The organism is Pseudonocardia xishanensis (assembly GCF_039541715.1).
In the GTDB taxonomy this organism is placed as follows: domain Bacteria; phylum Actinomycetota; class Actinomycetes; order Mycobacteriales; family Pseudonocardiaceae; genus Pseudonocardia; species Pseudonocardia xishanensis.
The window spans coordinates 24,792-51,484 of the sequence record NZ_BAABGT010000022.1 but is presented as its reverse complement, the minus strand read 5'-3'; the positions used below and the strand labels follow the sequence as shown (position 1 = coordinate 51,484).

Below are 26,693 nucleotides of genomic sequence, written 5' to 3'. Positions count from 1 at the left end.
CGCCACGCTACCGACAGTGGGTGACGGAACGGCCGGCGACCGCCGACTCATCCACAGGACGCAAAGGGCCGGGGCCACCATCCCCCGAGACGGTGACCCCGGCCTTGGAACCGCTCGTCCGCTCCCCAGCGACGGGCGGTAGGTCCTGTGCGTCGAAGGGTGGGTACCCCTTCTTCCTCAAAGTATCCCCAGCGCTCGACAGATCGTCCAGAACAATCAGTCCGGAACCCGATGATCTGCACCGATCGGCCGAACGCTCACTGGATAAGACGTCGAGACGGCCCAGAGTGTTGCACCCTGTGCATGTGACCCGTACCACTTTTCGAGTGACAGGGGCCCCGAGCAACCCCTAAAGGGGCGAGTCCAGCAACCAGACGTCGAGGACGTCCCCGACCGCCACCCGGGTCACGTCCTCCGGCACGACGAACAGACAGTCCGCCCTGGCCAGAGACGCGAGCATGTGCGAGGCGGGCGAGCCGACCTCGCCGACGGTCCCGTCCCGGGCGTCGAGGCTGCCGCGGCGGTACTGCCGCCTACCGGCCGGGGACGACAGCTCGTCCCGGGACCGGGCGGCCACGATGGCCCGATCGGGGTGCGGGTGCCCCATCGCGCGCCGCAGGACGGGCCGGACGAACACCTCGAAGGACACCTGGGAGCTGACCGGGTTGCCCGGCAACGTCACCACGGGGCAGGCGACCTCGCCGAACTCGACGATCCCGGCCCCCTGCGGCCCGCCGGGCTGCATGCCGACCTTGACGAACTCCACCCCGTGCCCGGTCAGCGCGTCCTTGACCACCTCGTAGGCCCCGGCGGACACCCCGCCCGAGGTCACGACCAGGTCGACGCCCGCGACGATCCGCTCGCCGAGGACCTTCCGGAACTGCTCGACGTCGTCCGGGACGAAGCGGAGCTGCTCGGCGGTGGCGCCCGCGTCCCGCGCCGCGGCGGCGAGCATCGCGCCGTTCGACTCGTAGATCTGCCCGGGCAGCAGTGGCTCCCCCGGCGCGACGAGCTCGGAACCGGTGGACAGCACCAGCACGTGCGGCGGGCGGCGGACCGGCAGCGTGGCCCGCCCGACGGCGGCCGCCACCCCGATCTGCGCCGCGGTGAGCACGGTGCCCGCGGCGAGCACCTCGTCACCCGCCCGGACGTCCTCCCCCACGGTCCGCAGGTGCCTGCCGACCTCCGGGGCCAGCCGGATCGCCACGGTCTCGGTGCCGCCGTCCGTCAGCTCGACGGGGACGATCGCGTCCGCGCCCTCCGGCATCGGCGCGCCGGTCATGATCCGCGCCGCGGTGCCCGGCGCCAGCGCGGGCACGTCCGTGCGGCCTGCCGGGATGTCGGTGGCGACGGGCAGCGTGACGGGCGAGCCCTCGGACGCGGCGGCCAGCTCGGCGGCCCGCACGGCGTACCCGTCCATCGCGGAGTTGTCGAAGGGCGGCAGCGAGATGGCGGCCGTGACCGCTTCGGCCAGCACCTTCCCGCGGGCCTCGGCCAGCGGGAGCTCGACGATCTCGGTCGGCCCGAGCAACGCCGCGACGACGGCCCGGTGTTCCTCCACTGTCCGCGGCATGACACCACCCTAGTCTCGGTTGCACTCGCCTACCCCGAGTGCTAAAAACGGCATTGGCACTCGCCTGTGGTGAGTGCCAGTTCGAGCCCGGTGAGATCGGCGCAGGGTTGCCGGTCGTCCGTCGCGGGCGCTGAGCTCGAGCAGACGAGTCATCCCAATCGGAGGACCACACCCCCATGGCGAAGCAGATCGCGTTCGACGAGGAGGCGCGCCGAGGGCTCGAGCGTGGCATGAACACCCTCGCCGACGCCGTCAAGGTGACGCTCGGCCCGCGTGGCCGCAACGTCGTCCTGGAGAAGAAGTGGGGCGCGCCCACCATCACGAACGATGGTGTGTCGATCGCCAAGGAGATCGAGCTCGAGGACCCCTGGGAGAAGATCGGGGCCGAGCTCGTCAAGGAAGTTGCGAAGAAGACCGACGACATCGCGGGTGACGGCACCACCACCGCGACCGTCCTCGCGCAGGCGCTGGTCCGCGAGGGTCTCCGCAACGTGGCCGCGGGTGCGAACCCGATGAGCCTCAAGCGCGGCATCGAGAAGGCCGTCGAGGCCGTCTCCCAGCAGCTGCTCAAGTCCGCCAAGGAGATCGAGACCAAGGAGCAGATCGCTGCCACGGCCTCCATCTCGGCCGCCGACCCGCAGATCGGCGAGCTCATCGCCGAGGCGATGGACAAGGTCGGCAAGGAGGGCGTGATCACGGTCGAGGAGAGCCAGACCTTCGGTCTGGAGCTCGAGCTGACCGAGGGCATGCGCTTCGACAAGGGCTACATCTCCCCGTACTTCGTGACCGACGCGGAGCGCATGGAGGTCGAGCTCGAGGACCCGTACGTGCTCCTCGTGTCGTCGAAGATCTCGACGGTGAAGGACCTGCTCCCGCTGCTGGAGAAGGTCATGCAGGGCGGCAAGCCGCTCGCGATCATCGCCGAGGACGTCGAGGGCGAGGCCCTGGCGACCCTGGTCGTCAACAAGATCCGTGGCACCTTCAAGTCCGTCGCCATCAAGGCGCCGGGCTTCGGTGACCGCCGCGAGGCCATGCTCACCGACATGGGCATCCTGACCGGTGGCGAGGTCATCTCGGAGAAGGTCGGCCTCAAGCTGGAGAACGCCGACCTGTCGCTGCTCGGCCGGGCGCGCAAGGTCGTCGTCACCAAGGACGAGACCACCATCGTCGACGGTGCGGGCGACGCCGACCAGATCGCCGGTCGCGTCAACCAGATCCGCGCGGAGATCGAGCGCACGGACTCGGACTACGACCGCGAGAAGCTGCAGGAGCGCCTGGCCAAGCTGGCAGGCGGTGTTGCGGTCATCAAGGCCGGAGCCGCGACCGAGGTCGAGCTCAAGGAGCGCAAGCACCGCATCGAGGACGCCGTTCGCAACGCGAAGGCGGCCGTCGAGGAGGGCATCGTCGCCGGTGGCGGCGTCGCGCTCATCCAGGCCGGTGCGGGCCTGTTCGAGGGCCTCGGCCTGGACGGCGACGAAGCGACCGGGGCGAACATCGTCAAGGTCGCGCTCGAGGCGCCGCTCAAGCAGATCGCCATCAACGCAGGCCTCGAGGGCGGCGTCGTCGCGGAGAAGGTGCGCAACCTCCCCGCGGGCGAGGGCCTCGACGCGGCCACCGGCGAGTACAAGGACCTGGTCAAGGCCGGCATCATCGACCCGGCCAAGGTCACCCGGTCCGCGCTGCAGAACGCGGCCTCCATCGCCGCGCTCTTCCTCACCACCGAGGCGGTCATCGCCGACAAGCCGGAGAAGAACGCCGCTCCGGCAGGCGACCCGACCGGCGGCATGGGCGGCATGGACTTCTGAGAGAAGCCTGCGTAACGAGGCATCTGTTCTGATCCACGCCTCCTCGCACTGCCTGAGAGGGGCGGTGGGCTCCGGCCCACCGCCCCTCTTCGCCGTCTGGAGTTCCGAGACCCGGCGCGGATGGTCGTCGGGCCGCCGGAGATCGAGGCCGCGCCCGGCGGGTGGGCCCACCACGACGACGCGCCCACCTCGCGCGGCCGGCGTAGCTGAACCCGCGGTCAGGGCGGCTCCGCGCTTCCTCCCGCCGGCCCGGGATCTCCAGGCCGCTAGCCCGAGATGACCAGGAACAGGGTCCAGCCCGCCGTCACCACCGTCGGGACCAGCGCGACCAGCACCGGCCGGACCCGCCGCGCCCGGCTCGTCGCGAACCAGAAGGCCACGGGCCAGCCGATCGCCAGCACCGCCACGACCACCCCGACGAGGATCCCGGCCAGGTTCTCCATGCCGAGGCCGAAGGCCAGCGCGATCAGCGCGAAGAAGGCGGGCCAGAGTGCGGCGAGGATCGTGGCGATCAAGCCGACGATCCGGGTGGCCAGCACGCTCGACGGCTGCGGCCGCCGCGCCGTCGGGAAGGTCAGGTAGGGCTGGGCCTGGTCCGGCGTCCGCGGGTAGGGGAACTGAACGCCGGGCAGGCCGGTCCAGGGATCACCCTGCCCGGGGTAGGGGGTGCCGAGGCCTGCGGGGGCGTCGAGATCGGCGCGGTACCGCGCCGCGGCGCCGTCGTGGTGCGGTGTCGTGGTCATGGCTCCACCGTAGGAACGCGCAGGTCAGCGCACAGTGGTGCTGCCACCACCCCACCCCGGCGCCACCACGTGAACCCGCCGGTGATCCGTCCTCGGGGAGCGCGGCGGTCGATCTCCGACCCGTCCGCTCCCCGGGTGTGGATCACGAGTGGGCGGTGGCGACCTGCTCGGCGCGGGCGCGGAGGGCGGTGACCAGTTCCGGAGGGTGCAGTGCCACGGCGTCGGGGGCGAGGGACCACACCACCCGCTCGGCGTGCCGGAGGTCGCCGAAGGCGGCCACGACGACCTCCCAGTCCCCGTCGGGCTCGACGGACGTCACGGTCCCCGCGGTCCGGACCAGTTCCTCCCGACGCTGCCCGCGCACCCGGATCCGCGCGGGCGTTCCCGGCATCCGGCGCCGGAACTCCGCGCGCCTGCGCTGCCAGAGCGCCTCCAGGTCGACGCCGGACGGGCGTTGCGCGGGCTCCGCGAGCTGCTCGGTCGCCTCGATCCGGGACACGCGGTAGGTGCGGTCGGCGCCGCCGTCGAGTGCGAGCAGGTACCAGTGTCCGGCCGCCTCGACCAGGCCGAGCGGGTCCACCGTCCGCCACCTCGGTTCCGCGGTCGCCGAGCCGTAGAGGATCCGCACCCGGATGCCCGCGAACACCGCACGCTGGATCGCCGCGAGCTCGCCGACGCCGGGTTCGGCGGCGTCCCGCAGCCAGCCGCCGCGCCGGACCAGCACGCGTCCGGCTGCGTCGGTGGCGGCGTCCCGAGCGGTCTCCGGCATCGCCGCGACCACTTTGCGGATCGCCGACGAGAACGCGCCGCCCAGGCCCAACGCATCGGACGTGCTGCGCGCCGGCGAGGTCAACAGGGCGACCGCCTCGTCCGGGGTCAGGCCGGTCAGGTCGGTCGAGAAGCCCGGGAGCAGCGCGAAGCCGCCGGTCCGGCCGCGCTCGGCGTAGACCGGGATGCCCGCCGCGGACAGCGCCTCGACGTCCCGTAGCACGGTGCGGGTGGAGACCTCGAGCTCCTTCGCCAGCGCGCGTGCCGTCATCAGGCCGCGATGGCGCAGCAGGAGGACGAGTGAGAGCAACCGGTCCGCACGCATTCGGAAAACATGACACAAGGTGTCGTGATTCGACGAGAGAGTTCCCCCATGACGACCACCGAGATCGACCCCCGCACCTCCTACGCCGGCGCCCTGGACTGGGCCGCGACCGTCGTCGACGGCGTCCGCCCGGACCAGCGCGGCCTCCCCACCCCGTGCCCGGAACTCGACGTCGACGGCCTGCTCCGCCACCTCGTCGCGACGGTCCACAAGATCGCCGCGATCGGCGACGGCGCCGACCCGACGACCCTGCCGTTCCAGGTGCCGACCGGGGACTGCCCCGCACTCGCCGCCGCTCGCGCCGAGATGGAACGGGTCTGGTCCGCCGACGACGCCCTCGCCCGCGAGGTCCGCGTCCCCTGGGGGACCGCGCCGGGCGCGGTGGCGCTGTGGGGCTACGTCAACGAGCTGCTCGTGCACACCTGGGACGTCGCCGTCGCGACCGGTCAGCACCCGGAGGCGCCCGCCGGGCTGGTCGAGCCGGTGCTGGGCGCGGCGCAGCGGCTCATCCCCGAGCAGCGCGACGGCTCCCCCTTCGCCCCCGCGGTCACCCCCCGCCCCGAGGCGGGCCCGACGGAGCGCCTGGCGAACTGGTCCGGCCACCGCTGGTGACGACGGCCGCGGTCCGACTCGAGAGCCGTGGCGTCGGACTCCTCGGAGGGTGGGAGTGGGGGACTCGCGAACTCTCCGCGAGTCCCCCACTTCCGGCGGGTGAGTCGGGACGTCAGCCCTGCTGGTGCGGGGCCTTGTACTCCGCCGCGTCGGGGGCCGTGAACAACGGCGCCACCTCCGTCAGGCCGCCCTCGGCGTTCTGGTCGACCTTGGCGATGTACACGCCGCGGGTCGGCGGGGCGCCCGGGGAGCTGTAGTCCAGGGGCGCGACCAGGTCCTCCGTCGTGACCGAGGTCAGCGACTTCAGCGCGGTCTGGATGCCGGCCCGCGACAGGTCACCGTTCTGGCAGGCCTTCTCCAGCACCGCCTGCCAGACCAGTCCCTCGACGTACCCGGCCTGCGCGCCCGCGTTCTCGGGGCTGGTCGGGTACTTCTGCTTGTACTCCGTGGCCACCTCGACCGCCTTGGGCGTCTTCGACGAGAACGGTGCGCTCGACGCCGCCACGTACAGCTTGTCCAGCGCCGCCGCGGCCGGGCTCTGCAGCAGGGCCGGGTCGAAGGTCGGGTTGTTGCCCAGCACCGGGACGTTCAGACCGAGGGCTGCGTTGTTCGCCATCGCGGACGCGGTCTGGCCGGGGGTCGTGGTCAGCACGATCGCCTTCACGCCCTGGCCCTTGAGCCCGGTGACGATGTTGGCCAGGTCGTTGTCCGTCGAGGTGATCTTGGCCTCGGCGATCGTCATGCCGTGCTTCTCGGCGTAGAACTTCGAGCCGCGCAGGCCGTTGCCGCCGTACTCGCCGTCGATGTAGATGTGCCCGATCGTGTCGCCCTGCTTGATCAGACCCTGCTGCTGCAGGTACGAGAGCCCGTCGATGATCTCGACGTCGTACGTGGTCCCGATCATCATGATGTTCGGGTTGCTCAGGATCTCCGACGACCACGACGCCGGGGCCGCGGACACGTTGTCGTCGATCAGGTTCTGCTTCAGCGCCGCCAGCACCGGGGAGCCCAGCAGCTGCACGATGCCGAGAATCTTCGGTTCCAGCTGCGGGTAGAGCGTCTTGGCGGTGTCCGCCTTGTACCCGTGGTCGACGATCTCGAGCGCCAGCTGGCGGCCGCAGATGCCGCCCGCGGCGTTGACGTCGGAGACCCAGAGCTCGTTGCCGCCGATCAGGGCGTCGCCGAGGTTCTTGAACACGCCGGTCCGGTCACCCATCACGCCCAGGGTGATCGTCGTGTCGGTGACGCCCTTGTCCGTCTTCACCCCGCCCGCGCCGCTCGACCCGCCGCCCGACCCGCTGTCGGCGGTGCTGCCGCACGCCGCGAGCAGCAGCGCCGACACCCCCACGAGGGCCGCCCGGCCCCAGTTCTTGATCATCATCGATCTCCTTGTCGGGAGGTGAGCCTGCGGCCGATCGCCGCCAGCCCGCCGGGTTCGAACAACACGACCAGCACGATCGCGGCGCCGTAGACGAACGCGCTGATCAGGACGGGGGACAGGGTCCCGATGGACCACCCGAACTCGGTGGCGCCGAGGGTGAGCAGCTGCGGCAGGCCGTTGACCACGACCGCACCGGCGACGGCCCCGGGGATCGAGCCGAGCCCGCCGATCAGCACCATGGCCAGGAAGCCGATGGCCACGGTGATCGAGTAGGTGCCGACGAACTCGTTCTCGTCCGGTTTGACCAGGTCCAGCCACAGGGCCGTCATCACCCCGGCCGTCCCGGCGAAGGCCGACGAGACGGTGAAGGCCTGGGCCTTCGCCCGCGTGACGTGCACACCCATGGCGGTGGCGGCGGCCTCGTTGTCCCGCACCGCCCGCCACGCCCGCCCGACGCGGCTGCGCACGGCCCCGCGGGCCAGCAGGTAGGCGCCCAGAGCGAGGACGAGGAACAGGTACCAGAGCCGCTGCTGCTTCTGGATCGCGACGCCCAGGACCGTCGGCGCAGGCTCGGTGTTGGCGAAGCGGAAGCCGAACAGGTCGAACGTGGGCGGCGGGCGGCCGGTCGAGGTGCCACCGGAGAACATGTCCAGCGACTGCCCCAGGTAGAGCCCCAGGAAGACCAGCGACAGCGACGCGACACCGAGGTAGATGCCGCGCAGCCGTCCCGCGACGGGCGCGAACGCCAGCCCCACGAGCGCGCAGATCGCGATGGCCCCGATCATCGCGACCAGCGGCGGCAGCCCGAGCCCGACGAGGTCGCCGGAGTCCCCCGAGTCCCCGGCCAGCACGGCGTAGCTCACCGCCCCGACCAGCAGGAAGAACGGGTGGGCCAACGACAGCTGCCCGGCCTGGCCGACCAGCAGCGTCAGCCCGACGGCCCCGACCACGCCGATCAGCACGTACTGCCCGGCCTTGAGGTAGGCGACCTCGGTGCCGGTGATCACCGGGAACAGCACCAGCACGATCAGCAGGAGCGCGACGCCTGCGATCTTCAGCCAGTTCCGGCGGGGCTTCGGGGTCGGCTGCAACTCGGACACGGGGGCCTCGACGACCGCGTTAGACACGACTGAGCTCCCTCGTCCCGAACAGTCCGTTGGGCCGGAACACCAGGATCACCAGCATCACCAGGAAGACCGCGCTCTTGGAGAACTCGAAGGACACGTACTGCGCGCAGAGCGCCTCGGTGAGCCCCACGACCAGGCCCCCGACGACCGCACCGACCGTCGAGTCCAGCCCGCCGAGGATCGCGGCGGGGAAGGCGATCAGGGCGATCGCGTGCGTGCCGCGCCCCAGCCCGGCCCCGGAGAAGTCCTGCGTGGCCATGAACAGCACCGCGACACCGGCGAGCGCGCCCGCGATCAGCCACGCCGTGGCGGTGACCCGTGCGCTGCGGATCCCCATCAGCGCGGCCGCCTCCTTGTTCTCCGCCTGGGCCCGCATCGCGACGCCCCAGGTGGAGAACCGGAAGGCCAGGAAGAACGCGGTGATCAGCACGATCCCGACGACCAGCGCGACGAGCTGGGTGCGGAACACCGTCAGCCCCGCGACCTGGATCGACTGGGCGTCGTACGGGTCCCCGATGAAGGGGATGTCCGCGCCGAGCCTGCGCACCACCTCCTCGGTGACGATCACGTCGACACCGATGGTGAGCAGCGCCAGGCTGTTGACGTCCGCGTTGCGCGCGTTGGCGACGAGCAGACGCTCGATCAGCAGCGCGGCGACCGCGGCGGAGACGATGCCCAGCGCCGCCGCCCCGACCCAGCCGAGCGTGTCCTTGGTGGCGTAGACGAAGTAGCCGCCGATCAGCACCAGCGAGCCGTGGGCGAAGTTCACCACCTCGGTCGCTTTGAAGATGATGACGAAGCCGAGCGCCAGCAGGGCGTAGACCGCGCCCTTGCCCAGTCCGTTGAGGACCAGCTGCAGGAACGTGTTCACTCCTCGTCCTCCCCGCCGGTCCCGAGGTAGGCCTTGATCACCTGGGGGTCGGACTGCACCTCCGCGGGCGGTCCGTCGGCGATCAACCGACCGAAGTCCAGCACGCTCACCCGGTCCGCGATGCCCATCACCAGTCCCATGTCGTGTTCCACCAGCAGCACGGAGATCCCCAGGGCGTCCCGCAGGTCGCGGATGGTCACGCCCATCTCGGCGGTCTCGGTCGCGTTCAGGCCCGCGGCGGGCTCGTCGAGCAGCAGGATCGTCGGCTCGACGGCGAGGGCGCGGGCGATGTCGACCCGTTTCGCGTCGCCGTAGGGCAGCGCCGCGACGGGGGTGTCGAGCCGGTCGGCGACGCCGAGGAACGCGCAGATCTCCTCGACCCGGGCCAGGTGCCTGCGCTCGGTCCGCACGGTGCGCGGCAGCCGCAGCCCGCCCGTCACGAACCCGCCCCGGGTCAGCACGTGCCTGCCCAGCATCACGTTGTCCCGCACCGTGCTGTGCGGGGAGAGCGCGATGTTCTGGAAGGACCGTCCGACGCCGAGGCCCGCCAGCTTGTGTGGCGAGGTCCCGGTCAGCTCGCGGTCGCCGAGCCGGACCCGGCCCTCGGTCGGCGTGTAGAGCCCGCTGATCACGTTGAAGCAGCTGGACTTGCCCGCGCCGTTCGGCCCGATCAGGGCGTGCACGGTGCCGGGGGCGACGGTGAACGACACCTCGGACAGGGCCGTGATCCCCCCGAACCGCAGGGTGACCGCCTCGACCGACAGCGCGACGACGCCCTCGCGGATGTCCGTGGCCGCGGTCATCCGACCCACCTCGACAGTGTCCGGCCGCGGCGGTGTTCCAGCGCCTCGGCCTGCTCCGCCTCGGCCTGCTCGGCGGACTCGGCGTGCCCGCCGAGGTAGAGGCGCTGGACGTCGTCGCTCGCGGCGAGCTCGGCGGCGCTGCCGGTCAGCGCGACCCGCCCCACCTCGAGCACGACCGCGGTGTCCGCGACGTCGAGGGCCATGGTGGCGTTCTGTTCCACCAGCACCACCGCGGTCCCCTGCGCGTGGATCTCGCCGATGATCCGCGCGATCCGGCCGACCATCTGCGGGGCCAGACCGAGCGACGGCTCGTCCAGCAGCAACAGCTCGGGTCCGCTCATCAGCGCGCGGCCGATCGCGAGCATCTGCTGTTCGCCGCCGGAGAGCAGCCCCGCCCGCTGGCCCGACCGTTCGCCCAGCACCGGGAACAGCTCCGCCACCCGTTCCCTTGCCCGGGCGCGGACCTCCGCCGACCGGGCGCCGAGACCGCCTGCGCGCAGGTTCTCCTCCACGGTCATCCGGGCGAACACCTGCCTGCCCTCCGGCACAGCGACGATCCCGTGGCGGACGATCCGAGCGGGATCGAGCCGGTCGATGCGCTCGTCCCGGAACCGGATCTCCCCACCGGCGACCGCCCCGCCGTGCAGTCCGAGGGTGCCGGAGACCGCGCGGAGCAGCGTGGACTTCCCGGCGCCGTTACCGCCGAGGACGGCGAGCACGCTGTCCGCCCCGACCTCCAGGTCGACGCCTTCCAGGGCCCGCACGGACCTGCCGTATCGGACATTCAGCCCGCGAACGCTCAGCACGCGCACATCGTGGTGGGGCTCACACTCCCCCTGCACCCCCACGTGGAGACCCCGATCACAACAATCCCGCCTCGCTCGCCTTGCCGATGGCCTCGACCCGGTTGCGCGCGCCGAGCTTGTGCAGCGCGGACTGCAGGTAGGTCTTCACGGTGTTCCTGGTCAGGCCGGTGGCCTCGGCGATCTCGGGGTTGGTGCGGCCCTGCGCCGCGAGCCGCAGCACCTCGTACTCGCGCCGCGTCAGGCCGCTGCGCTCCAGGGCGCTCGCCGCCGCCTCGCCCGCGGGCAGCATCCGCTGGTCGACGATCCGCTCCCCGCGCAGCACGGCTCGCAGGGCGGCGACGAGGTCGGTCGCGGCGGCATCCTTGACCAGACAACCGTGGGCGCCGGCGTCGAGCGCGGCCTGGATGCCGTGGTGGTCGCCGTGCGCGGTGAACACGACCACCCGCGCGGACGGACAGGCGGCCCGCAGCCCGGTGACGACCTCGGGCGCGAGCATGTCCGGCAGCCGCAGGTCCAGCAGGACGAGATCGGGGCGCAGCCCGGGAGCGCGCTCCAACGCCGTCCGGCCGGACTCCGCGGACCCCACCACGATCAGCGACGGGTCGCCCCGCAACAGCAGGGCCACACCGTCACGCACCACGGGATGGTCGTCGACGACCATCACCCGCGCGGGGCTCACGGCGCGGCCGGGAGCACGAGCCGCAGGGTGCAGCCGTCCTCGTCGTGCACGAGCCGGACGCTGCCGCCGAGCAGCGCGGCGCGGTTCGCGAGCATCTTGACCCCGAGCCCGGTCCCGGCGGCGGGCGGTGTCTCGCCCGCGCCGTCGTCCGCGACGGCGAGCTGGACCCCGCCGGACTCCTCGGGCGCCAGGCTGACGATCACCGTGCCCGCCCCGGCGTGCTTCTCCGCGTTGACCAGCCCCTCCCGCGCGACGGCGACGAGGATCGCGGTGCGCTCGGCGTCCAGAGGGGCGACCGGGCCGAGCTGGACGAACCGGCAGCTCACCCCGGTCCGCGCGGCGAAGCTGCGGCAGTGCTCGGCCAGCTCGACCGGCAGCGCGCGCTCCGGCGAGCTGTCCGACAACGCCAGCAGGGCCTCCCGCAGCGCACGGGAGGCCTCGGAGACGTCCGACTCGATCCGAGTGAGGCGGGCGGCCAGCAAGGGGTTGTCGGTGCGCAGGTCACGGACCTGCGCACCGATGGAGAAGAGCATCGCGCCGACCGAGTCGTGCAGGCTGGCCTGCATCCGACGGCGTTCGGCGGCGACGGCGCCGTCCGCCTGGGCCGCCGCGGCGTCGGCCAGCCGCAGGGCCGGGACCGCCTGCTCGGCGGCGCGGCGCAGGTCGTCGACGGCGGAGTCGCCGAAGGTCCCGGGCCCGTGCAGGCCCGCGTAGGCCACCGCGAGGGTGCAGCCGCGGTCCAGGATCGGCACCGCGATCATCGCGCCGAGCCGCTCGCGGCGGACCCGCTCGTCGTAGTCGTGGGTGATCGTCTCCGCGGAGACGTAGTCGCTGACCCGCACCGGCTCGCCGAGCGCGATGGCGCGGCCGCCGATCCCTCGGCCGTGCTCGACCGCGAGATCCTGCAGCGCATCCGTCCGGGTGCCCGCGGTCCAGCGGATCACGGTGCCGGTCCCGGAGCGTTCACCGAGGAAGCCGGTGTCCGCCCCGGCGGCCTCCTTGATCAGCCGGGCGGTGCCGCGCAGGGCCAGCACCCGGTCGAGAACCGAGAGCAGTCCCTCCCGCTCGGCCAGCAGCAGGTCGAGGAGATGGGCGTGCTCGGCGGCACGGTCGGTCGATCGCACCCGGGGACGATGTCACGAACCCAGTGATCGGCGACACACCCGTTTGCAGAGGGGTGTCTCTAGCCCTCGGGGGCCAGCAGCCAGGCCGCGACGTAGAGCACGACGCCGATCCCGGCACCGAGCACGGTCAGAGCGACCAGGCCGATCCGGATCAGGGCCGCGTCCACGCCGAGGCTCTCGGCGAGGCCGCCGCAGACACCGCCGATCATGCGGTCGGTGCGGCTGCGGTGGAGCCGGAACGCCGGGGCCGGGGCGGGCTCGAGGGTCCGGGGCTGCTCGATCGTCTGCTGTTCCATGACCACGAGCCTGCCCGCGCGGGGGGCCCGCGTCCTCCGGGCGGAACCCGGAACGGACCCCGGGATCAGCCCCGGGGACGTCGGGGTTCGGGGGTCCGGGGCGTGCCGTGCGGCCAGGCGGAGTCCGACTCGGCCGGGCGCGTGGGACGGGGCATCGGGTCCGCGGGGACCTGCCGGTCCCGCATGCGCACCATGCGTCCGACGAGCACAGCGACCAGCAGGGCGATGGCGACCCACGCCACCACCCCGACGGCGATCCATCCCCCGACGGACACTCTCGGCCTCCCGTAACGCTGTGACCACGAGTGTCCACGAACGCAGCGGCCTGCGCACCCAGGCATCGGAGTGAGCGCGTACCCCTTCTCGGGGACGCGCGGTCACCCTCCGATCAGTCGACCTCGGGTACGGCCGGTCCGAGTAGGTCGTCTGCGTCCACGATGCGGTACGCGTACCCCTGTTCGGCCAGGAAACGTTGACGGTGCGCCGCGTACTCGGTGTCCAGGGTGTCCCGGGACACGACCGAGTAGAAGTGCGCCTGCCGCCCGTCCCCCTTGGGCCGCAGCAGCCTGCCGAGCCGCTGGGCCTCCTCCTGCCGGGAACCGAACGTGCCGCTCACCTGGATCGCCACCGTGGCCTCGGGGAGGTCGATGGAGAAGTTCGCGACCTTGCTGACCACCAGGCGCTTGATCTCGCCCTTGCGGAAGGCGTCGAAGAGGGCCTCCCGCTCCTTGTTCCTGGTCGAACCCTGGATGACGGGGCTGTCGAGGGCCTCCCCCAGCTCGTCCAGCTGGTCGAGGTAGGCCCCGATGACCAGCGTGGGCTCGTCCGGATGGCGCTCCAGGATGGCCTTGACGACGGGCAGCTTGGTCCGCGCCGTGGAGGCCATCCGGTACCGCTCGTCCGGCTCCGAGGTGGCGTAGACGATCCGCTCGTTCTCGGTCAGCGTGACCCGGACCTCGGTGCACTCCGCGGGCGCGATCCAGCCCTGGTCCTCGATGTCCCGCCACGGCGCGTCGTACCGCTTGGGCCCGATCAGGGAGAAGACGTCCCCCTCCCGGCCGTCCTCGCGGACCAGGGTCGCGGTCAGCCCGAGGCGGCGGCGGGACTGCAGGTCCGCCGTCATCCGGAAGACGGGGGCGGGCAGCAGGTGCACCTCGTCGTAGACGACCAGGCCCCAGTCCCGGGAGTCGAACAGCTCCAGGTGCTTGTACTCGCCCTTGGTGCGCCGGGTGATCACCTGGTAGGTCGCGATGGTGACCGGGCGGATCTCCTTCTTCTCCCCGGAGTACTCGCCGATCTCCTCCTCGGTCAGGCTAGTGCGCGCGATCAGCTCGCGCTTCCACTGCCTGCCGCTCACCGTGTTGGTGACGAGGATCAGGGTGGTGGCCTTGGCCCGGGCCATCGCGGCCGCGCCGACCAGCGTCTTGCCCGCCCCGCAGGGCAGGACGACGACGCCGGAGCCGCCCGCCCAGAACCCCTCGACGGCCTGGGCCTGGTAGTCCCGCAGCTCCCAGCCGTCCTGGACGAGGTCGATGGCGTGCGCCTCGCCGTCCACGTACCCGGCGAGGTCCTCGGCGGGCCAGCCGACCTTGAGCAGCAGCTGCTTGAGGTTCCCGCGCTCCGACGGGTGCACGATCACGGTGTCCGGGTCGATCCGGGCGCCGAGCAGCGGGGCGATCTTCTTCTGGCGCAGCACCTCCTCCAGCACCGCGCGGTCCGTGGAGCTCATGACCAGGCCGTGGGCGGGGTGGTTGGCCAGCGTGAGGCGGCCGTAGCGGCCCATGGTGTCGACGACGTCCACCAGCAGCGGCTGCGGGACGGCGTAGCGGGAGAAGCGGACCAGCGCGTCGACGACCTGCTCGGCGTCGTGGCCCGCGGCGCGCGCGTTCCAGAGCGCGAGCGGGGTCACGCGGTAGGTGTGGACGTGCTCGGGAGCACGCTCGAGCTCGGCGAACGGGGCGATCGCCGTACGGGCGTCCGCCGCAGCGGGGTGGTCCACCTCGAGCAGCAGCGTCTTGTCGGACTGGACGATGAGTGGTCCGTCGGTCACGCAGGGGTCCCTTCTGGTTCCGGTCACGAGGAGCCGGACGGCTGTCCACGCACGGTGAGCGGTCGAGGTGGGCGCCACCCCGTCGGGGTGGGGGCGCGTCGCCCGTCCGGGGTGGTCGGAGAGCGACCTCCGACTATGCTTGCCCGGCACTGCCCGCAGCACGTACGTGTGCCGAGACGATCCTATCCCCGCCGCCCGGTCGGCGGCTCGTCACGGCGAGCGCGTGTCGCGGAAACCGCTGGACGAGCGGCGGACCGGCCCGGGGAACCGACGGTCCGGGCCGCCGGCACCCCGTCAGGAAGGCCCGAACGATCACCGCCGTGTGCACACCCGAACCGCCCCCGCGCTCCCCGCCCGCTCCCCCGCACCGCCCCCGATCTCGCCGAACACCCGTGCGAGCCGCTCGGCCACTGGTCGCTGGTGGCCCGCACCTCGGCTCGCACAACCGCACACGGGGCGCGAATCGTCGGTGGGGCGTGTCAAGGTCGGTCAGGTCGTCGCGAGCCACACCAGGGAGACGTTGACGTGACCAGCACCGAACGCGACCCCGCGTGGTCGGAGCGGCTGAACCCCCGCAACTGGAGCCTCGCCGCCAAGCTCGTGGCGGTGGGCCTCGTGCCCACGCTGTTGGCGCTGGTGCTGGGTGTGCTGCGGATCTCCGACCAGGCGGGCGTCGCCGCCCGGCTCGGCGAGGACAACCGGCTGCTCGACATCCGCCAGGGCGTGACCACCACGTCCCAGGCGCTGCAGGCCGAGCGGAACGCGGCGGTGCTGTTCGTGGCCGGAGGCCGCCAGGGCGACCGCGGGCCGCTGGACCAGGCCGTCGCCGCGAGCGACGGCGCGCTGGACGCGGTCCGGACCGGGCTGGCGGACCCCACCCTACTGGACGCGTCCGGTACCACCGCGTTGCAGAACGCCGAGGGCGGCTTCACCCAGCTCTCCGTGCTGCGCAGCGAGGTCGGCAACTCCCTCGTCCCGACGGACGCGGTCAACCAGCGCTACACCGCGATCATCCAGCGGGCGGGTGTGCTGGAGCGCGCGCTGGTGCGGCAGGCCGCGAGCGCGGACACCGCCGGGCTGGGGGACGCGGTCACCGCGACCTCGGAGGCCCGCGAGGCGCTCGCCCTGCAGCACACCACGATCGCGGGCGCCATCGTGTCGCGTGAGCTGCGCGAGGCGGACCGCATCACGGTCACGGGCACCGACGCGGCGTTCACCTCGGCCTTCGCCGACTACCAGGTGGCGCTCACCCCCGAGCAGCTCGGCCGGTACGGCAACTTCGCCACGAACGGCGCGAACGTCGAGCGCGAGCGGATGCGCACCGAGATCATGGCCACCCCGCCCGGGCGGCCCGTCGTGGCGGACCCCGCGGCGTGGGACGCGGCCTACGCCAGCTCGGTCGCGGTGGTGGACCGCTCGGCCGCGGGCGTCGGCGAGGAGCTGACGGCGTCCTCGGTGGCCGCGCAGGAGAGCGCGAGCAACCAGGCGGGCGTCAACTCCGTCGTGCTGATGCTGGGCGTGCTGCTCGGCATCGCGATCATCGTGCTGCTGGCCCGCACCCTGATCCGCTCGCTGCGCATCCTGCGGCGCTCCGCGCTGGACGTGGCGGAGCGCAAGCTGCCCGCCGCCGTCGAGAGCATGCGGAGCGGGCAGCCGCTGAACGCGATGGTCGAGCCGGTGCCGCTCACCGGGAGAGACGAGGTCGGCCAGGTGGCCAGGGCGTTCGACGCCGTGCACGGCCAGGCGATCCGGCTGGCCGCCGACCAGGCGGCCCTGCAGGCGAACGTGTCCAACATGTTCGTCAACCTCTCGCGCCGGTCGCAGGCGCTGGTCGAGCGCCAGCTGCAGCTGATCGAGCAGCTGGAGAGCAACGAGCAGGACCCGGACCAGCTGTCGAACCTCTTCCAGCTGGACCACCTGGCCACCCGTATGCGGCGCAACAGCGAGAACCTGCTGGTCCTCGCGGGCACCGACCTGGCGAAGCGGAACGTCGCGCCGGTCCCGGTGGTGGACGTGCTGCGGGCCGCGGTGTCCGAGATCGAGCAGTACCAGCGCGTCGTCGTGCAGCCGCCGCCCGTGGCCACCGTGGCCGGGCGCGCGGCGTCCGACCTCGTACACCTCATCGCCGAGCTGCTGGACAACGCCACCAACTTCTCCCCGCCGGACTCGCAGGTCGTCATGGCGACCACGCGGGCGAACGACGGGTCGCTGATCGTCGAGATCGCGGACCGCGGCGTCGGCATGGCCGACCACGAGCTGTCGGAGGCCAACCAGCGCCTCGGCCAGCCCGCGGCGGTGGACGTGTCCGCCTCGCGGCGGATGGGCCTGTTCGTGGTCGGTCGGCTGGCCAACCGGCACGGGCTGGGCATCCGGCTCGGCGGCGGCTCCGCGGGCGGCACCGGTGGCGGCCTCACGGCCACGGTCACCGTGCCGTCGGTGCTCGTGCCCTCGGCGGAGCCCGTCGACCGGCGACCCGCCCGGGCGGGCGCGGTCCCGGCCTCGGCCTACAGCGGCGCCCCGGCGGCGCCCGCCGCCTCGCCGAGCCTGCCCGCCCAGCGCCCCGGCTCGAACGGGCGCTCGCTGTCCTCGCTGGTCGCGGGGGACGACGGGCCGATGAGCCCGGCCCCCGCCTTCGGTGGCGGACGGCCCCCGGCCGCCCCGCCGCTCAACGGCAACGGGCTGCCCCAGCGGCGGCCGGGGCCGGTCCCCTCCGAGGACGAGCCCGAGGCCCGTCCCGCGGTGGACGGGTCCGAGGCCACCGCGGGGGACGTGCCGCGGCCCGCCGGGCCGGAGCGGGGCCCTTGGCCGGTGGAGAGCCTGCGCCGCCCGCCGAACGGCGGCGTCGTGCCGACCCGGCAGACGAACGGGTTCACCCCGGGCGAGGCGGGCCCGCTGCCCAAGCGGACCCCGCGCGGGGTCGACGGCAGCGCGCCGTCCGAGACGGGCACGTCCGGCAACACCACGTCCGGCACCTTCGGGGCGGCCGCCGGTGCGGCCGGTCTGATCGGCGCCGCGGGGGCGTCCGCGCTGCGGCGCTCCACGGACGGTCCGACCACCCCGGAGACCACGGAGCCCGGCGACAGCCGTTCCGGCGCCGACCAGGCCCCGGCCGCGGCCGAGGGCGGCGCCCGGGACCGCGCCCGCAACGCCGACGACCGGACGGACACCCACGGGCCCGCCGGACTCCCCGTCCGCAGCCCGTCGCGGGGCGGCCGCGGAGTGGCCCCTCAGGCGCCCACCGGTCCGGAGACCACCGAGACCTCGAAGACGGACGCACCTGCCGACGCTTCCGTGGGTACCGAAGCGGACACCCCCGCGACGGGCAGCGCGGTCGACGGCACCGCGGTCGACGGCACCGCGGTCGACGGCACCGCGGTCGACGGCACCGCGGTCGACGGCACCGCGGCCGACGGCACCGCAGCCGAGAGCACTGCGCTAGAGAGCACCGCGGTGGACGGTGGCGCTCCCGCGAGCGGCGCGGCGGACGATCTCCGCTCCCGCACCACGCAGGACACCTCGGCAGCGGACGCCGAGGACGAGGGTGAGGGCGACGCACCCGCGCGCCCGGCCGCGGACCGCTCCGCGCCGCGGCCGATGTTCCCCTCGGGGCTGCCCCGCCGCACCCCCACGGTCAACGGCGCGAGGTCGGCTGCCTCGTCCCCGCCCCGCCGCACTCCCGATACCGCCGCTCCCGAACAGGGCGGTTCGCCGACCCGGAGCCCGGCGGACCTGCCGGTGGCGGCCGAGACCGAGACGGGCGAGCCGACCACGGCCCTGCCCGTGGTGAACGGCACCGCGCCGGAGCAGGAGACGGTCGGCGGGTCCCCCACCGACGAGTCCTCCGCAGCCGGCGAGAACCCGGCCGGCGCTCCGCGGACCGAGGGAGTGGCGGCGCAGGACATCGCGGCCACCGAGTCCACGACGAGCCCGGTGGGCACATCCGCCGACTCGTCCTCCGGCGCCGACCGGGGCCGGGACGAGCAGTCGTCGACCGGGCGCGTCGAGGCCGGTGCCCTGGGGGCACTCGGTGGCGTCGCGCTCGGCGCCGCCGCACTGGGCGCCGACGGCCGGGGCACCGGGACCGAGAGCGACGCCTCCCGCTCGGACTCCGGGGACGGGCGGCAGGAGGGTCTGCCGCAGCGGCGCCCGCTGCCGAGCCGGGCGGCGGACCAGACGGTGGCGAGCAGACCGCCCGAGCAGGTCGGCGGGCTACCCAGGCGGGCCCCCGACACCCCGGCGGCCGATCTCCCGCACCGCGGTCCGGTGGCGCGCGAGGCCCCGCCCACGGGCCCCGCCGGGTTGCCGCAGCGCACCCCGCGGCGCCCCAAGCAGGCGGAGACCACCGGGACGGAGACCCTGTTCGCAGCCTCCACCCCGGGCGACTCCCAGACGACCGGTCAGCTCCGCCGCCCCGGCGGGTTCGCCTCCCGCAGGCCCACCCGCGGTGGCGCCCCGACCGCGCCGGGCGCGCTCGGTTCCACGGACCACACCGCGTCGGGCGACGCGGACGTCTCGGCCGAGGCCTTCGGCACGGGAGCCCCGGCGGAGCCGGGCGCAGGGACGAACGGCGCCGGTCTCTCCGCAGGCCAGGACGTGGGCCGACCCACCGACCGGAGTGCCGCCCGCGCCACCGGCCCGCAAGGGCCGAACGGCACCGGCTCCACGGGCGGACTGCAGGGCCTCGCAGGCCTCGCCGCCCAGCCCGCGAACGGCCAGGCCCCCAACGGCCTGCCTCGGAGGGAACCCGCCGAGGGCCTGCCCACGCGGGACCCACAGGGCGCCACCGGACTGCCCCCGAAGGACCCGCAAGGCTTCGCAGGATCGCCGACGAGGGACCCGCGCGGCCTGCCCGGCAGAGACGCGCAGGGCCCCCACGGCCTGCCGACCAGGAACCCGCAGGGCTCCCGCGGCCTGCCCCGGGACCCGCAGGGCCCCGACGGCCTGCCCGGCAGGGACCCACAGGGCTCCGCGGGCCTGCCCACCAGGAACCCGCAACGGGCCACCGGCGAGGCGCCCAGCGGCGAGCCGCAGGCCCCGAACGGCCTTCCCGGCCGGGAGCCGCAGGGCCGCCCCGGCCTGCCCGGGCGCGAGCCCCAGGGCCCGCCCCGCGCGGACCGGAGCCGCCCGGGTCTCGGCGGGCCGGGCGGGCTGTCGAGCCGGACCCCCGGCGCCGACCGGGGCGCCGTGCCAGCGCCCGCCGGCCGCCCCGAGACGGCCCGTCCCGAGCCCCAGGAGGCCCAGGGACCCCGGGACGACGCCGGGCTGCCCGGCAGCTCCGGGGCCGCCCCGGAGCCGAGCCGCGGCCCGTCCGGGTTCGATCTCGGCCAGACCACACCGATCTTCGAGGAGATCGCGTCGGCCTGGTTCCGGTCGAACGGGGACGTCCCGGTCCGCTGGGCCGAGGGCGGCGACGGCGGCGAGGGCGGCGCGGAACCGGCGGACCGCCAGGTCGCCGAGCCCGTGTTCGCCACCGCGGCGGACGAGGGCTGGCGGGTCGCCGACGCAACGGCCCAGGCCACGGCGGCGGAATCGGACGCCCAGGGCGAGACCACGGACGCGGGACTGCCCAAGCGCAGGCCCCGGGCGCGGCTCGTCCCGGGCAGCGCGGCAGGATCCGCGGTGCTGGCCCCGCCCTCGGGGCCCGCGCGCAACGCCGAGGCCATCCGGGGTCGGCTCGCCAGCTACCAGCAGGGTGTCCGGCAGGGGCGGGAGAGCAGGCTGCGGCGCCAGTCGTCCCCGGTGCCGGGTGCGAACGAGCAGCAGAACGAGGAGAACCGATGACCGGGCAGCAGCAGGCCCCCCAGGTTCAGCACTGTCCGACCGACGTCGAGGAGGGGGCGGCGTGACCGCACCACAGACCCAGCCCAGCCGATTCGGATGGCTGGTGACCAACTTCGCGGAGAAGGTCCCCGGGGTCGCGCACGCGATCGTGGTCTCCGCCGACGGGCTCCTGCTCACGGCGTCGGACCGGCTCCCCCGCGACCGCGCCGACCAACTGGCCGCCGTGGCGTCCGGGCTGGTCAGCCTGACCCAGGGCGCGGCGCGCTGCTTCGACGCGGGCGGCGTCGTGCAGACCGTCGTGGAGATGGACCGCGGGATCGTCCTGCTCATGTCCATCAGCGACGGCTCGTGCCTGGCCGTGCTGGCCTCGCCCAGCTGCGACATCGGCCTCATCGGCTACGAGATGACGCTGCTGGTCGACCGGGTCGGCCAGCTGCTCACCCCGGAGCTGCGCGCCGAGCTGCAGGGGTCCTTCGGGCCCTGAGCGGGCCCCGCGAGACCATGTGGTCCCCACTCAGTCCCCACGAAGTCCCCACGTAGTCCCCGCGTAGCCCCCGTCCATCCGTCCGACGAACGACCGGCGAGGCAGGTGAGATCTTCGATGACCAGCGGTCCCGACGACGCGTCGCGGCGTCCGCAGGAGCCGACGTTCGCGGACGTGATGAACGGGTTCAGCCTCGACGCGAAACGGCCCCGCAAGCGCAAGCGCTGGGGCAGACGTCGCGACGAGGAGGACCGGACGGGCACCGGCTCCGCGCCCGTGACCCCGCCCCCGTTCCCGGCCGCCCCCACGGGCGACACCGGGTTCGCGGGATCGGGCTACGGGGGCTACGAAACCGGCCCGATCGAGCCGATCCGTGACGATCCCCTGCCGCCCGTCGCGCCCTCCGGCGCGGCGGCCGTCCGGCCCTACGCCTGGACCCGCGGCAGGACCACGACCAACTTCGACCTCGCGATCGAGACCCTGGTCTCGACCAGCAGGCAGGGCCGGGACCAGCTCGGCCTGCTGCAGATGGAGCACCGCTCCGTCGCCGACCTCTGCGACCAGCCCCGGTCGGTCGCCGAGGTCGCCGCGCTGCTGTCCCTCCCGCTCGGCGTCGCCCGGGTCCTGCTCGGCGACATGGCCGGGCTCGGCGTGGTGACCGTGCACCAGACCGCGACCAGTACCGGCAACGAGCCGGACCTCGCACTGATGGAAAGGGTGTTGAGTGGACTCCGTCGGCTCTAGTTTCCCCGTCGGCGGGCCGCCGGTCACCCCGGCCATGTCCCGCCCGTCACCGTCCCCGGCCCGCCGTCCCGGCCCCGGCCCCACCACGATCTCGGCGAAGATCGTGGTCGCGGGTGGCTTCGGCGTCGGCAAGACGACGTTCGTGGGCTCGGTCTCGGAGATCGACCCGCTCACGACCGAGGCCGTGATGACCGAGGCGAGCGCAGGCCACGACGACCTGAGCGCCACCCCGAACAAGCAGACGACCACGGTCGCGATGGACTTCGGCCGCGTGTCACTGGACTCGGACCTGATCCTGTACCTGTTCGGCACGCCCGGGCAGCACCGGTTCTGGTTCATGTGGGACGACCTGGTCCGCGGGGCCATCGGCGCCGTCGTCCTGGTGGACACCCGCCGGCTGGCGGACTGCTTCTCGGCGATCGACTTCTTCGAGGACCGGGGCCTGCCCTACGTCGTGGGGCTCAACGCCTTCGACGGCGAGCAGCTCCACCGCGTGGAGGACGTGCGCGAGGCGATGTCGATCGACCCGTCGATCCCGATCATCACCTGCGACGCCCGGCACCGGGAGTCCACGAAGCAGGCCCTGATCGCCCTGGTCCAGCACGCCATGGCCGCCCGGATGGCCGCGGGCGCCCGCTGACCCGTCAGCCGTCGACGAGCGCGATCCGCGTGATGCGGTGGAGCGGGAGCCGGTAGGTCTCGCCGTCGACGGCGTCCCGGCCCTCGACGATCCCGCCGCCGACGGTGACCGGGGCGAGCACCCGCTCGCTCTGGACGCCGTGCCCGTCGACGAAGCCGATCCACACCTGGCGCCGGTCCCGCACGGCCTGCTGCAGCGTGGCGAGGGTGTGGCTGGAGCCCTGCGCCGACGGCGTCCTGCCCGCTCCCCGGCGGGCGTACGCCAGGGCGTCTCCCGCACGCATCTTGGCCACGACGGCGTCCAGCCGTTCGCCCGAGGGATCCGGCAGGGTGGCCCGCGCCCGCGGCCCGCGCGGGTCGGTGCGTGCCCCGCGCGGCCCGAGGTCGAGCACCCCGCCCGCGGCGTCCTCGGCAGCCGGGCTGAACCCGGCGGCGCGCAGCCCGTCGAGCACCTCGGCCAGCGGCGCGGTGCTCACGGCGACGGTCGGGGCGATGCGGCGCAGGTCCAGCGTCACGGTCTCGGGGTGGGCGAGGACCTCGGAGAGCAGCACCTCGTCGTCCGACCGCAGGAACGAGGAGGCGACGCCGCCCCGCAGCCTGCCGTGCCTGCGCCCGACGTCCTCGATCAGGTAGGTCAGCGCCTGCGGCACCGGTGTGGAGGACCGCTCGGCCAGCAGCTCGGCGACCTCGGCGGCCGAGCGGCCCGCGTCCAGGGCGCGGCGCACGCTCGCCTCGGTGAAGCGGTAGACGGTCGCCCCGCCCGCGGACTCCACGTCCGCCATCAGCCGCAGCTCCCGCGCCAGCCAGGGCACCAGCGGTCCCGGGGCGACGGCGGTGAGGTCGGCCTGCAGCAGGACCGTCTCGACGGGCTCGGGCAGCACCGCCCGCAGGGCGGCCACGACCGGGGCGGTGTCCGTGGTGGCCAGGAGCGCCCGGCCTGGCTCGGAGACCGCGTCCAGCGCCACGACGCCCAGCACGGTGCCCTCGGACAGGGCCCAGCGGACGATCTCGTCCCGCAGCCGTCCCCCGCGGCGCGGCGCGCGCCAGGCCAACAGCTCGGCGAGGTCCTCGGGCCCGGTGACGGCGGTGCCCGGCGGCAGCCCGGCGAGCGCCTCGAGGACCCGGCGGCGGTCCCGCGGGGCGAGCGGGCGGCGCAGGGTCTCCGACAGCGCGTTGATCGGGCGGTCCGCGTCGTCCCGACCGCCGACGAGCCCGGGCAGCCGCGGCAGGTCCAGCCAGGCGCGCGCGAGGGTGGTCCAGCGGTGCTCCGGGCCGCCCGCCGCCCAGACGTCCGCGGTGGTGGTGGGCATCCACTCGGCGTTCGGGGAGTCGTTCTCCGCCACGAGGTCCGCGGCCGCGGCGACCTCGATGATCAGTGCGGCGCCCGCCTCGTCCGTCTCCAGCTCGCGGGCGGCTCGACGCAGGTCCCGCACCCCGAGCCCGCCCGCGCGCAGCACCGGCGGCGGGGTGGCGCCCCAGGCATCGATCAGCCGCTCCACGCGCCGGAGGAGCTCGAGGGCGGCACCACCCGCGGTGCCGTCCACCTGCGTGACGGGCCACTGCCGGGTCCGCGGGACGGGTGGGGTGGCCACGATGGTCCCCATCGGCCGCTCGCCGCGCAGCGCGATTCCCACCTGTTGCGGCAGCTCGACGGTCTCGGAGTCGACCCGGATCAACAGGCCCTTCGCCAGCAGCTGCCCCACCGGGCCCGCGGGGTCCGCGGCCGAGCGGCTGCGCCCGATCGGCGGCCCGGCGACGAGTGCGGAGAGCACCCGGTGCTGGTCCTCCGGCAGGTCCTTCAGCAGGGCCCCGAGCTCGCTCGACGCGGCCGGGCCACCCGCCCGGCGCCCCAGGTTCCCCGGGAACGCGGGCACGACGTCCCTGGCGGCGGGCACGAGGCGGAGCTCGTCGTCCTCGCCCCAGGCCAGCGCCCGGGACCGCAGGACCGCCACGGCCCCGTCCAGGGCCTCCGCGGGCACGTCCGGGCCCAGCAGCGACGCCACCTCCCCCAGCTCGACGGCGGCGTGGTCGGCATCGGCGACCACCATCGCCTCGAGGACGGCGAGGGCGACCGTGTCCAGCTCGTCGCACGCGCGGTGCACCGAGGCCCGGACGCCCGCACGCGTCGCGAGGACGTTGAGGTCGGCGGGCGGCGGCACGGCGAGATCGGGCCGCAGGCGCAGCAGCCCGGCGAGCGTCTCGTCGTCCTGGGCGCGCAGCCAGTCGACCAACGGAAGGGTCATCCCCTCCACGGTAGGCCGTGTTCCGCGGACCTGCGGTCCCGGCCCGGGTGATCCCCGTCGTCGGCGGGCGGTCCGCACGGGTGGGAGGTCGCGGCCATCCGCGGGACACGGTCCGGGTCCGCATCAGGGATACTGGGGGCGCCCGAGAACACGACACTGTGGAGGACAGCCGTGGCGAAGCCGCTCAAGGCCGGCCGTATCGACCCTGCGTGGCCGGAGCTGCCCGAGGGCGAGCACCCGCTCACCGAGCTCCTCGGCACGGTGCAGGGGAACATGTCGCCGTTCGGGGACGTCGAGTTCCCGCTGGACGAGGTGCCCTACGAGCACCCCGTCACCGAGATCAACAAGTAGCGGTGACCGCAGGCCTGCTGCTCGCGGCCGGCGCCGGGCGCCGGATGGGCGGGCCGAAGGCCCTCGTGGAGCTCGGCGGCGAGCCACTCGTCCGCCGGGCCCTCCGCGTACTCGCGGAGGGCGGCTGCGAGCCGCTGACCGTCGTGCTGGGCGCGGAGGCCGACCGGGTCGCCCCGCTCGTCGGCGGCCTGGCCCGGATCGTCGTGGCGCGGGACTGGGCCGAGGGCATGGGCGCCTCGCTGCGGGCCGGGCTGGCCGGGCCGGATCCCGGGGCGGACGCCGTCGTGGTGCATCTGGTCGACCTGCCGGGGGTGACCTCCGAGGCCGTCGCGCGGCTGGCGGCGCACAGCTCCCCCACCGTGCTCGCCCGCGCGGCCTACGACGGCGTGCCCGCTCATCCCGTCCTGCTGGGCCGTGAGCACTGGCCCGCGGTCGCGGCCCGGGCCCGAGGTGACGCCGGCGCCAGGGGGTATCTGAAGGGCAACCCGGCGGTCGTCCTCGTCGAGTGCGGGGACGTCGCGTCCCCGGAGGATGTCGACACCCCGGAACAGCTCGCCCGCTACCGGTAGTCGAACGGCGCGCCGGGGACTCCCGACGCGCCGTCCTCGCAGGCCGTCAGACCGTGAGGATCTGTCCGGGCTTGATGATGTTCGGGTTGCCCGCGAGCGCCGGGTTCTTCGCCAGCAGGTCCTTCCAGTTCGCCATGCCGTGCGCGGCGGCGATCCTCCCGAGGGTGTCTCCGGGCTTCACGGTGTAGGAGCCGCCCGCGGGCGCGCTCAGGTACTGCCGAGCCGGGGACTGGACGGGCGCGGCGGCAGGCGCGGGCGCGTCCCGCAGGGTCACCGGCTGGCCGGTCAGCCCCATCTTCTTCGAGCAGCTGGGCCACGCGCCCCAGCCCTGGCCCGCCAGGACCTTCTCGGCCACGACGATCTGCTGCTCCCGGGTGGCCTGGTGCGGGACGGGCGCGAACGCCGCGCCGCCGAAGGCCCGCCAGGTCGACGGGGTGAACTGCAGCCCGCCCGAGAACCCGTTGCCGGTGTTGATCGCCCAGTTCCCGCTGCTCTCGCACTGGGCGAGCCGGTCCCAGGCCGAGTCGGTGGCGGCGCTCGCCGACGGCGCGACGGCCACCAGCGGGACACCGGCGACCGCACCGGCGATGGCGGTGCGGGCGATCGTGCGGCCTGCGGTGGACGGCTTGCGGTGCTTTCCACGATGAGGAGCCATGGCGCGTGTCTCTCCCGCGGCGCGTGCGGAGGCCACCGGAGGTATTCCGATGAGCGGCGATGGGTGGTCGCCTCTCCGTTCCCTGTCCCGCTCGTGCTTCGGGGACCGGATCCGCCGGACAGGGAGCGCGCTGCGGTTCCGGGGCTCGCGGGCAATGGGGGAGTCCCGCGGGCCGACGGGGACGGTACGGCCGAGCCGCGGCGAGCGAAAGCGGTGGCCCGAGCGTGTCCCAAGATCGACTTCAATCATCCCGTGATCTGTGGT

At 74.1% G+C, this 26,693-nt stretch carries 23 protein-coding genes; 8 read left to right on the top strand and 15 right to left on the bottom strand.

The window, feature by feature from the left end; genetic code table 11:
- Positions 1-349 precede the first annotated feature (349 nt).
- Positions 350-1,573: a molybdopterin molybdotransferase MoeA gene (gene moeA, locus ABD993_RS07040; RefSeq protein ID WP_345413909.1), complete on the bottom strand. Its 1,224-nt coding sequence runs from the start codon at positions 1,571-1,573 to the stop codon at positions 350-352.
- Between the two features lie 176 nt (positions 1,574-1,749).
- On the opposite strand from moeA, the gene groL reads away from it, so the two are divergent.
- Entirely contained in the window at positions 1,750-3,378 is a 1,629-nt protein-coding gene (gene groL, locus ABD993_RS07035) for a chaperonin GroEL (RefSeq protein WP_345413907.1), read from the top strand.
- Positions 3,379-3,644: 266 nt separating this feature from the next.
- Here groL and ABD993_RS07030 read toward each other — a convergent pair whose 3' ends face one another.
- Positions 3,645-4,121, bottom strand: a complete 477-nt coding sequence (locus ABD993_RS07030) for a hypothetical protein (RefSeq protein ID WP_345413905.1) — start codon at positions 4,119-4,121, stop codon at positions 3,645-3,647.
- A 142-nt stretch (positions 4,122-4,263) separates the two neighbouring features.
- Complete coding sequence (locus tag ABD993_RS07025; protein WP_345413903.1) at positions 4,264-5,214, bottom strand: helix-turn-helix transcriptional regulator; 951 nt, start codon at positions 5,212-5,214, stop codon at positions 4,264-4,266.
- Between the two features lie 48 nt (positions 5,215-5,262).
- On the opposite strand from ABD993_RS07025, the gene ABD993_RS07020 reads away from it, so the two are divergent.
- Complete coding sequence (locus tag ABD993_RS07020; protein ID WP_345413901.1) at positions 5,263-5,826, top strand: TIGR03086 family metal-binding protein; 564 nt, start codon at positions 5,263-5,265, stop codon at positions 5,824-5,826.
- Between the two features lie 112 nt (positions 5,827-5,938).
- Here ABD993_RS07020 and ABD993_RS07015 read toward each other — a convergent pair whose 3' ends face one another.
- The 10 genes from ABD993_RS07015 to ABD993_RS06970 form a co-directional block, all read right to left on the bottom strand.
- Positions 5,939-7,207 carry an ABC transporter substrate-binding protein gene (locus tag ABD993_RS07015; RefSeq protein WP_345413899.1) on the bottom strand — a complete coding sequence of 423 codons (1,269 nt, stop codon included), beginning with the start codon at positions 7,205-7,207 and terminating at the stop codon, positions 5,939-5,941.
- Positions 7,204-8,307, bottom strand: coding sequence for a branched-chain amino acid ABC transporter permease (locus ABD993_RS07010; protein WP_425568907.1), 1,104 nt, complete (start codon positions 8,305-8,307; stop codon positions 7,204-7,206). The genes ABD993_RS07015 and ABD993_RS07010 overlap by 4 nt, the downstream gene beginning before the upstream one ends.
- Positions 8,308-8,326: 19 nt before the next feature.
- The gene (locus ABD993_RS07005; RefSeq protein ID WP_345413897.1) at positions 8,327-9,205 is read right to left on the bottom strand and encodes a branched-chain amino acid ABC transporter permease; all 879 of its coding nucleotides are present in this window, start codon (positions 9,203-9,205) and stop codon (positions 8,327-8,329) included.
- Positions 9,202-10,008 carry an ABC transporter ATP-binding protein gene (locus tag ABD993_RS07000; protein ID WP_345413895.1) on the bottom strand — a complete coding sequence of 269 codons (807 nt, stop codon included), beginning with the start codon at positions 10,006-10,008 and terminating at the stop codon, positions 9,202-9,204. Before ABD993_RS07000 ends, ABD993_RS07005 begins: the two co-directional genes overlap by 4 nt.
- Positions 10,005-10,814 (bottom strand): ABC transporter ATP-binding protein, encoded by an 810-nt coding sequence (locus ABD993_RS06995; RefSeq protein ID WP_345413893.1) that lies wholly within the window; start codon positions 10,812-10,814, stop codon positions 10,005-10,007. The genes ABD993_RS07000 and ABD993_RS06995 overlap by 4 nt, the downstream gene beginning before the upstream one ends.
- A gap of 55 nt (positions 10,815-10,869) precedes the next feature.
- Positions 10,870-11,475 (bottom strand): response regulator, encoded by a 606-nt coding sequence (locus ABD993_RS06990; RefSeq protein WP_345414006.1) that lies wholly within the window; start codon positions 11,473-11,475, stop codon positions 10,870-10,872.
- A gap of 14 nt (positions 11,476-11,489) precedes the next feature.
- Positions 11,490-12,617, bottom strand: a complete 1,128-nt coding sequence (locus tag ABD993_RS06985; protein WP_345413891.1) for a GAF domain-containing sensor histidine kinase — start codon at positions 12,615-12,617, stop codon at positions 11,490-11,492.
- A 59-nt stretch (positions 12,618-12,676) separates the two neighbouring features.
- A complete protein-coding gene (locus tag ABD993_RS06980; RefSeq protein ID WP_345413889.1) occupies positions 12,677-12,913 on the bottom strand; it encodes a PspC domain-containing protein in 237 nt (78 codons plus the stop codon).
- Between the two features lie 65 nt (positions 12,914-12,978).
- Positions 12,979-13,188, bottom strand: coding sequence for a hypothetical protein (locus tag ABD993_RS06975; RefSeq protein WP_345413887.1), 210 nt, complete (start codon positions 13,186-13,188; stop codon positions 12,979-12,981).
- 113 nt (positions 13,189-13,301) lie between these two features.
- Entirely contained in the window at positions 13,302-14,963 is a 1,662-nt protein-coding gene (locus tag ABD993_RS06970; RefSeq protein WP_345413885.1) for a DNA repair helicase XPB, read from the bottom strand.
- A 525-nt stretch (positions 14,964-15,488) separates the two neighbouring features.
- Here ABD993_RS06970 and ABD993_RS06965 point away from each other — a divergent pair.
- The 4 genes from ABD993_RS06965 to ABD993_RS06950 all read left to right on the top strand — a co-directional run bounded on the left by ABD993_RS06965 (position 15,489) and on the right by ABD993_RS06950 (position 22,612).
- Positions 15,489-20,744 carry a sensor histidine kinase gene (locus ABD993_RS06965; RefSeq protein ID WP_345413883.1) on the top strand — a complete coding sequence of 1,752 codons (5,256 nt, stop codon included), beginning with the start codon at positions 15,489-15,491 and terminating at the stop codon, positions 20,742-20,744.
- 61 nt (positions 20,745-20,805) lie between these two features.
- Positions 20,806-21,228, top strand: coding sequence for a roadblock/LC7 domain-containing protein (locus ABD993_RS06960; RefSeq protein ID WP_037048693.1), 423 nt, complete (start codon positions 20,806-20,808; stop codon positions 21,226-21,228).
- Positions 21,229-21,345: 117 nt separating this feature from the next.
- Positions 21,346-21,972: a DUF742 domain-containing protein gene (locus ABD993_RS06955; RefSeq protein WP_345413881.1), complete on the top strand. Its 627-nt coding sequence runs from the start codon at positions 21,346-21,348 to the stop codon at positions 21,970-21,972.
- A gap of 34 nt (positions 21,973-22,006) precedes the next feature.
- Positions 22,007-22,612: a GTP-binding protein gene (locus ABD993_RS06950; protein ID WP_345414004.1), complete on the top strand. Its 606-nt coding sequence runs from the start codon at positions 22,007-22,009 to the stop codon at positions 22,610-22,612.
- A 4-nt stretch (positions 22,613-22,616) separates the two neighbouring features.
- On the opposite strand, the gene ABD993_RS06945 is transcribed toward ABD993_RS06950, so the two are convergent.
- Positions 22,617-24,854: a helicase-associated domain-containing protein gene (locus ABD993_RS06945; protein WP_345413879.1), complete on the bottom strand. Its 2,238-nt coding sequence runs from the start codon at positions 24,852-24,854 to the stop codon at positions 22,617-22,619.
- Positions 24,855-25,025: 171 nt separating this feature from the next.
- On the opposite strand from ABD993_RS06945, the gene ABD993_RS06940 reads away from it, so the two are divergent.
- Both ABD993_RS06940 and ABD993_RS06935 read left to right on the top strand, forming a co-directional pair.
- The gene (locus ABD993_RS06940) at positions 25,026-25,205 is read left to right on the top strand and encodes a hypothetical protein (RefSeq protein ID WP_345413878.1); all 180 of its coding nucleotides are present in this window, start codon (positions 25,026-25,028) and stop codon (positions 25,203-25,205) included.
- A 2-nt stretch (positions 25,206-25,207) separates the two neighbouring features.
- Positions 25,208-25,774, top strand: a complete 567-nt coding sequence (locus tag ABD993_RS06935) for a nucleotidyltransferase family protein (RefSeq protein WP_345413876.1) — start codon at positions 25,208-25,210, stop codon at positions 25,772-25,774.
- A 46-nt stretch (positions 25,775-25,820) separates the two neighbouring features.
- On the opposite strand, the gene ABD993_RS06930 is transcribed toward ABD993_RS06935, so the two are convergent.
- Entirely contained in the window at positions 25,821-26,429 is a 609-nt protein-coding gene (locus tag ABD993_RS06930) for a LysM peptidoglycan-binding domain-containing protein (protein ID WP_345413874.1), read from the bottom strand.
- Positions 26,430-26,693 lie beyond the last annotated feature (264 nt).

Coding starts and splice junctions, on each gene's coding strand:
- ABD993_RS07020 (WP_345413901.1), top strand. CDS start 5,263: ATGACGACCACCGAGATCGACCCCCGCACCTCCTACGCCGGCGCCCTG.
- ABD993_RS06945 (WP_345413879.1), bottom strand. CDS start 24,854: ATGACCCTTCCGTTGGTCGACTGGCTGCGCGCCCAGGACGACGAGACG.
- ABD993_RS07000 (WP_345413895.1), bottom strand. CDS start 10,008: ATGACCGCGGCCACGGACATCCGCGAGGGCGTCGTCGCGCTGTCGGTC.
- ABD993_RS06930 (WP_345413874.1), bottom strand. CDS start 26,429: ATGGCTCCTCATCGTGGAAAGCACCGCAAGCCGTCCACCGCAGGCCGC.
- ABD993_RS06990 (WP_345414006.1), bottom strand. CDS start 11,475: ATGGTCGTCGACGACCATCCCGTGGTGCGTGACGGTGTGGCCCTGCTG.
- ABD993_RS07025 (WP_345413903.1), bottom strand. CDS start 5,214: ATGCGTGCGGACCGGTTGCTCTCACTCGTCCTCCTGCTGCGCCATCGC.
- groL (WP_345413907.1), top strand. CDS start 1,750: ATGGCGAAGCAGATCGCGTTCGACGAGGAGGCGCGCCGAGGGCTCGAG.
- ABD993_RS06955 (WP_345413881.1), top strand. CDS start 21,346: ATGACCAGCGGTCCCGACGACGCGTCGCGGCGTCCGCAGGAGCCGACG.
- ABD993_RS06980 (WP_345413889.1), bottom strand. CDS start 12,913: ATGGAACAGCAGACGATCGAGCAGCCCCGGACCCTCGAGCCCGCCCCG.
- ABD993_RS07030 (WP_345413905.1), bottom strand. CDS start 4,121: ATGACCACGACACCGCACCACGACGGCGCCGCGGCGCGGTACCGCGCC.
- moeA (WP_345413909.1), bottom strand. CDS start 1,573: ATGCCGCGGACAGTGGAGGAACACCGGGCCGTCGTCGCGGCGTTGCTC.
- ABD993_RS07015 (WP_345413899.1), bottom strand. CDS start 7,207: ATGATGATCAAGAACTGGGGCCGGGCGGCCCTCGTGGGGGTGTCGGCG.
- ABD993_RS06950 (WP_345414004.1), top strand. CDS start 22,007: ATGTCCCGCCCGTCACCGTCCCCGGCCCGCCGTCCCGGCCCCGGCCCC.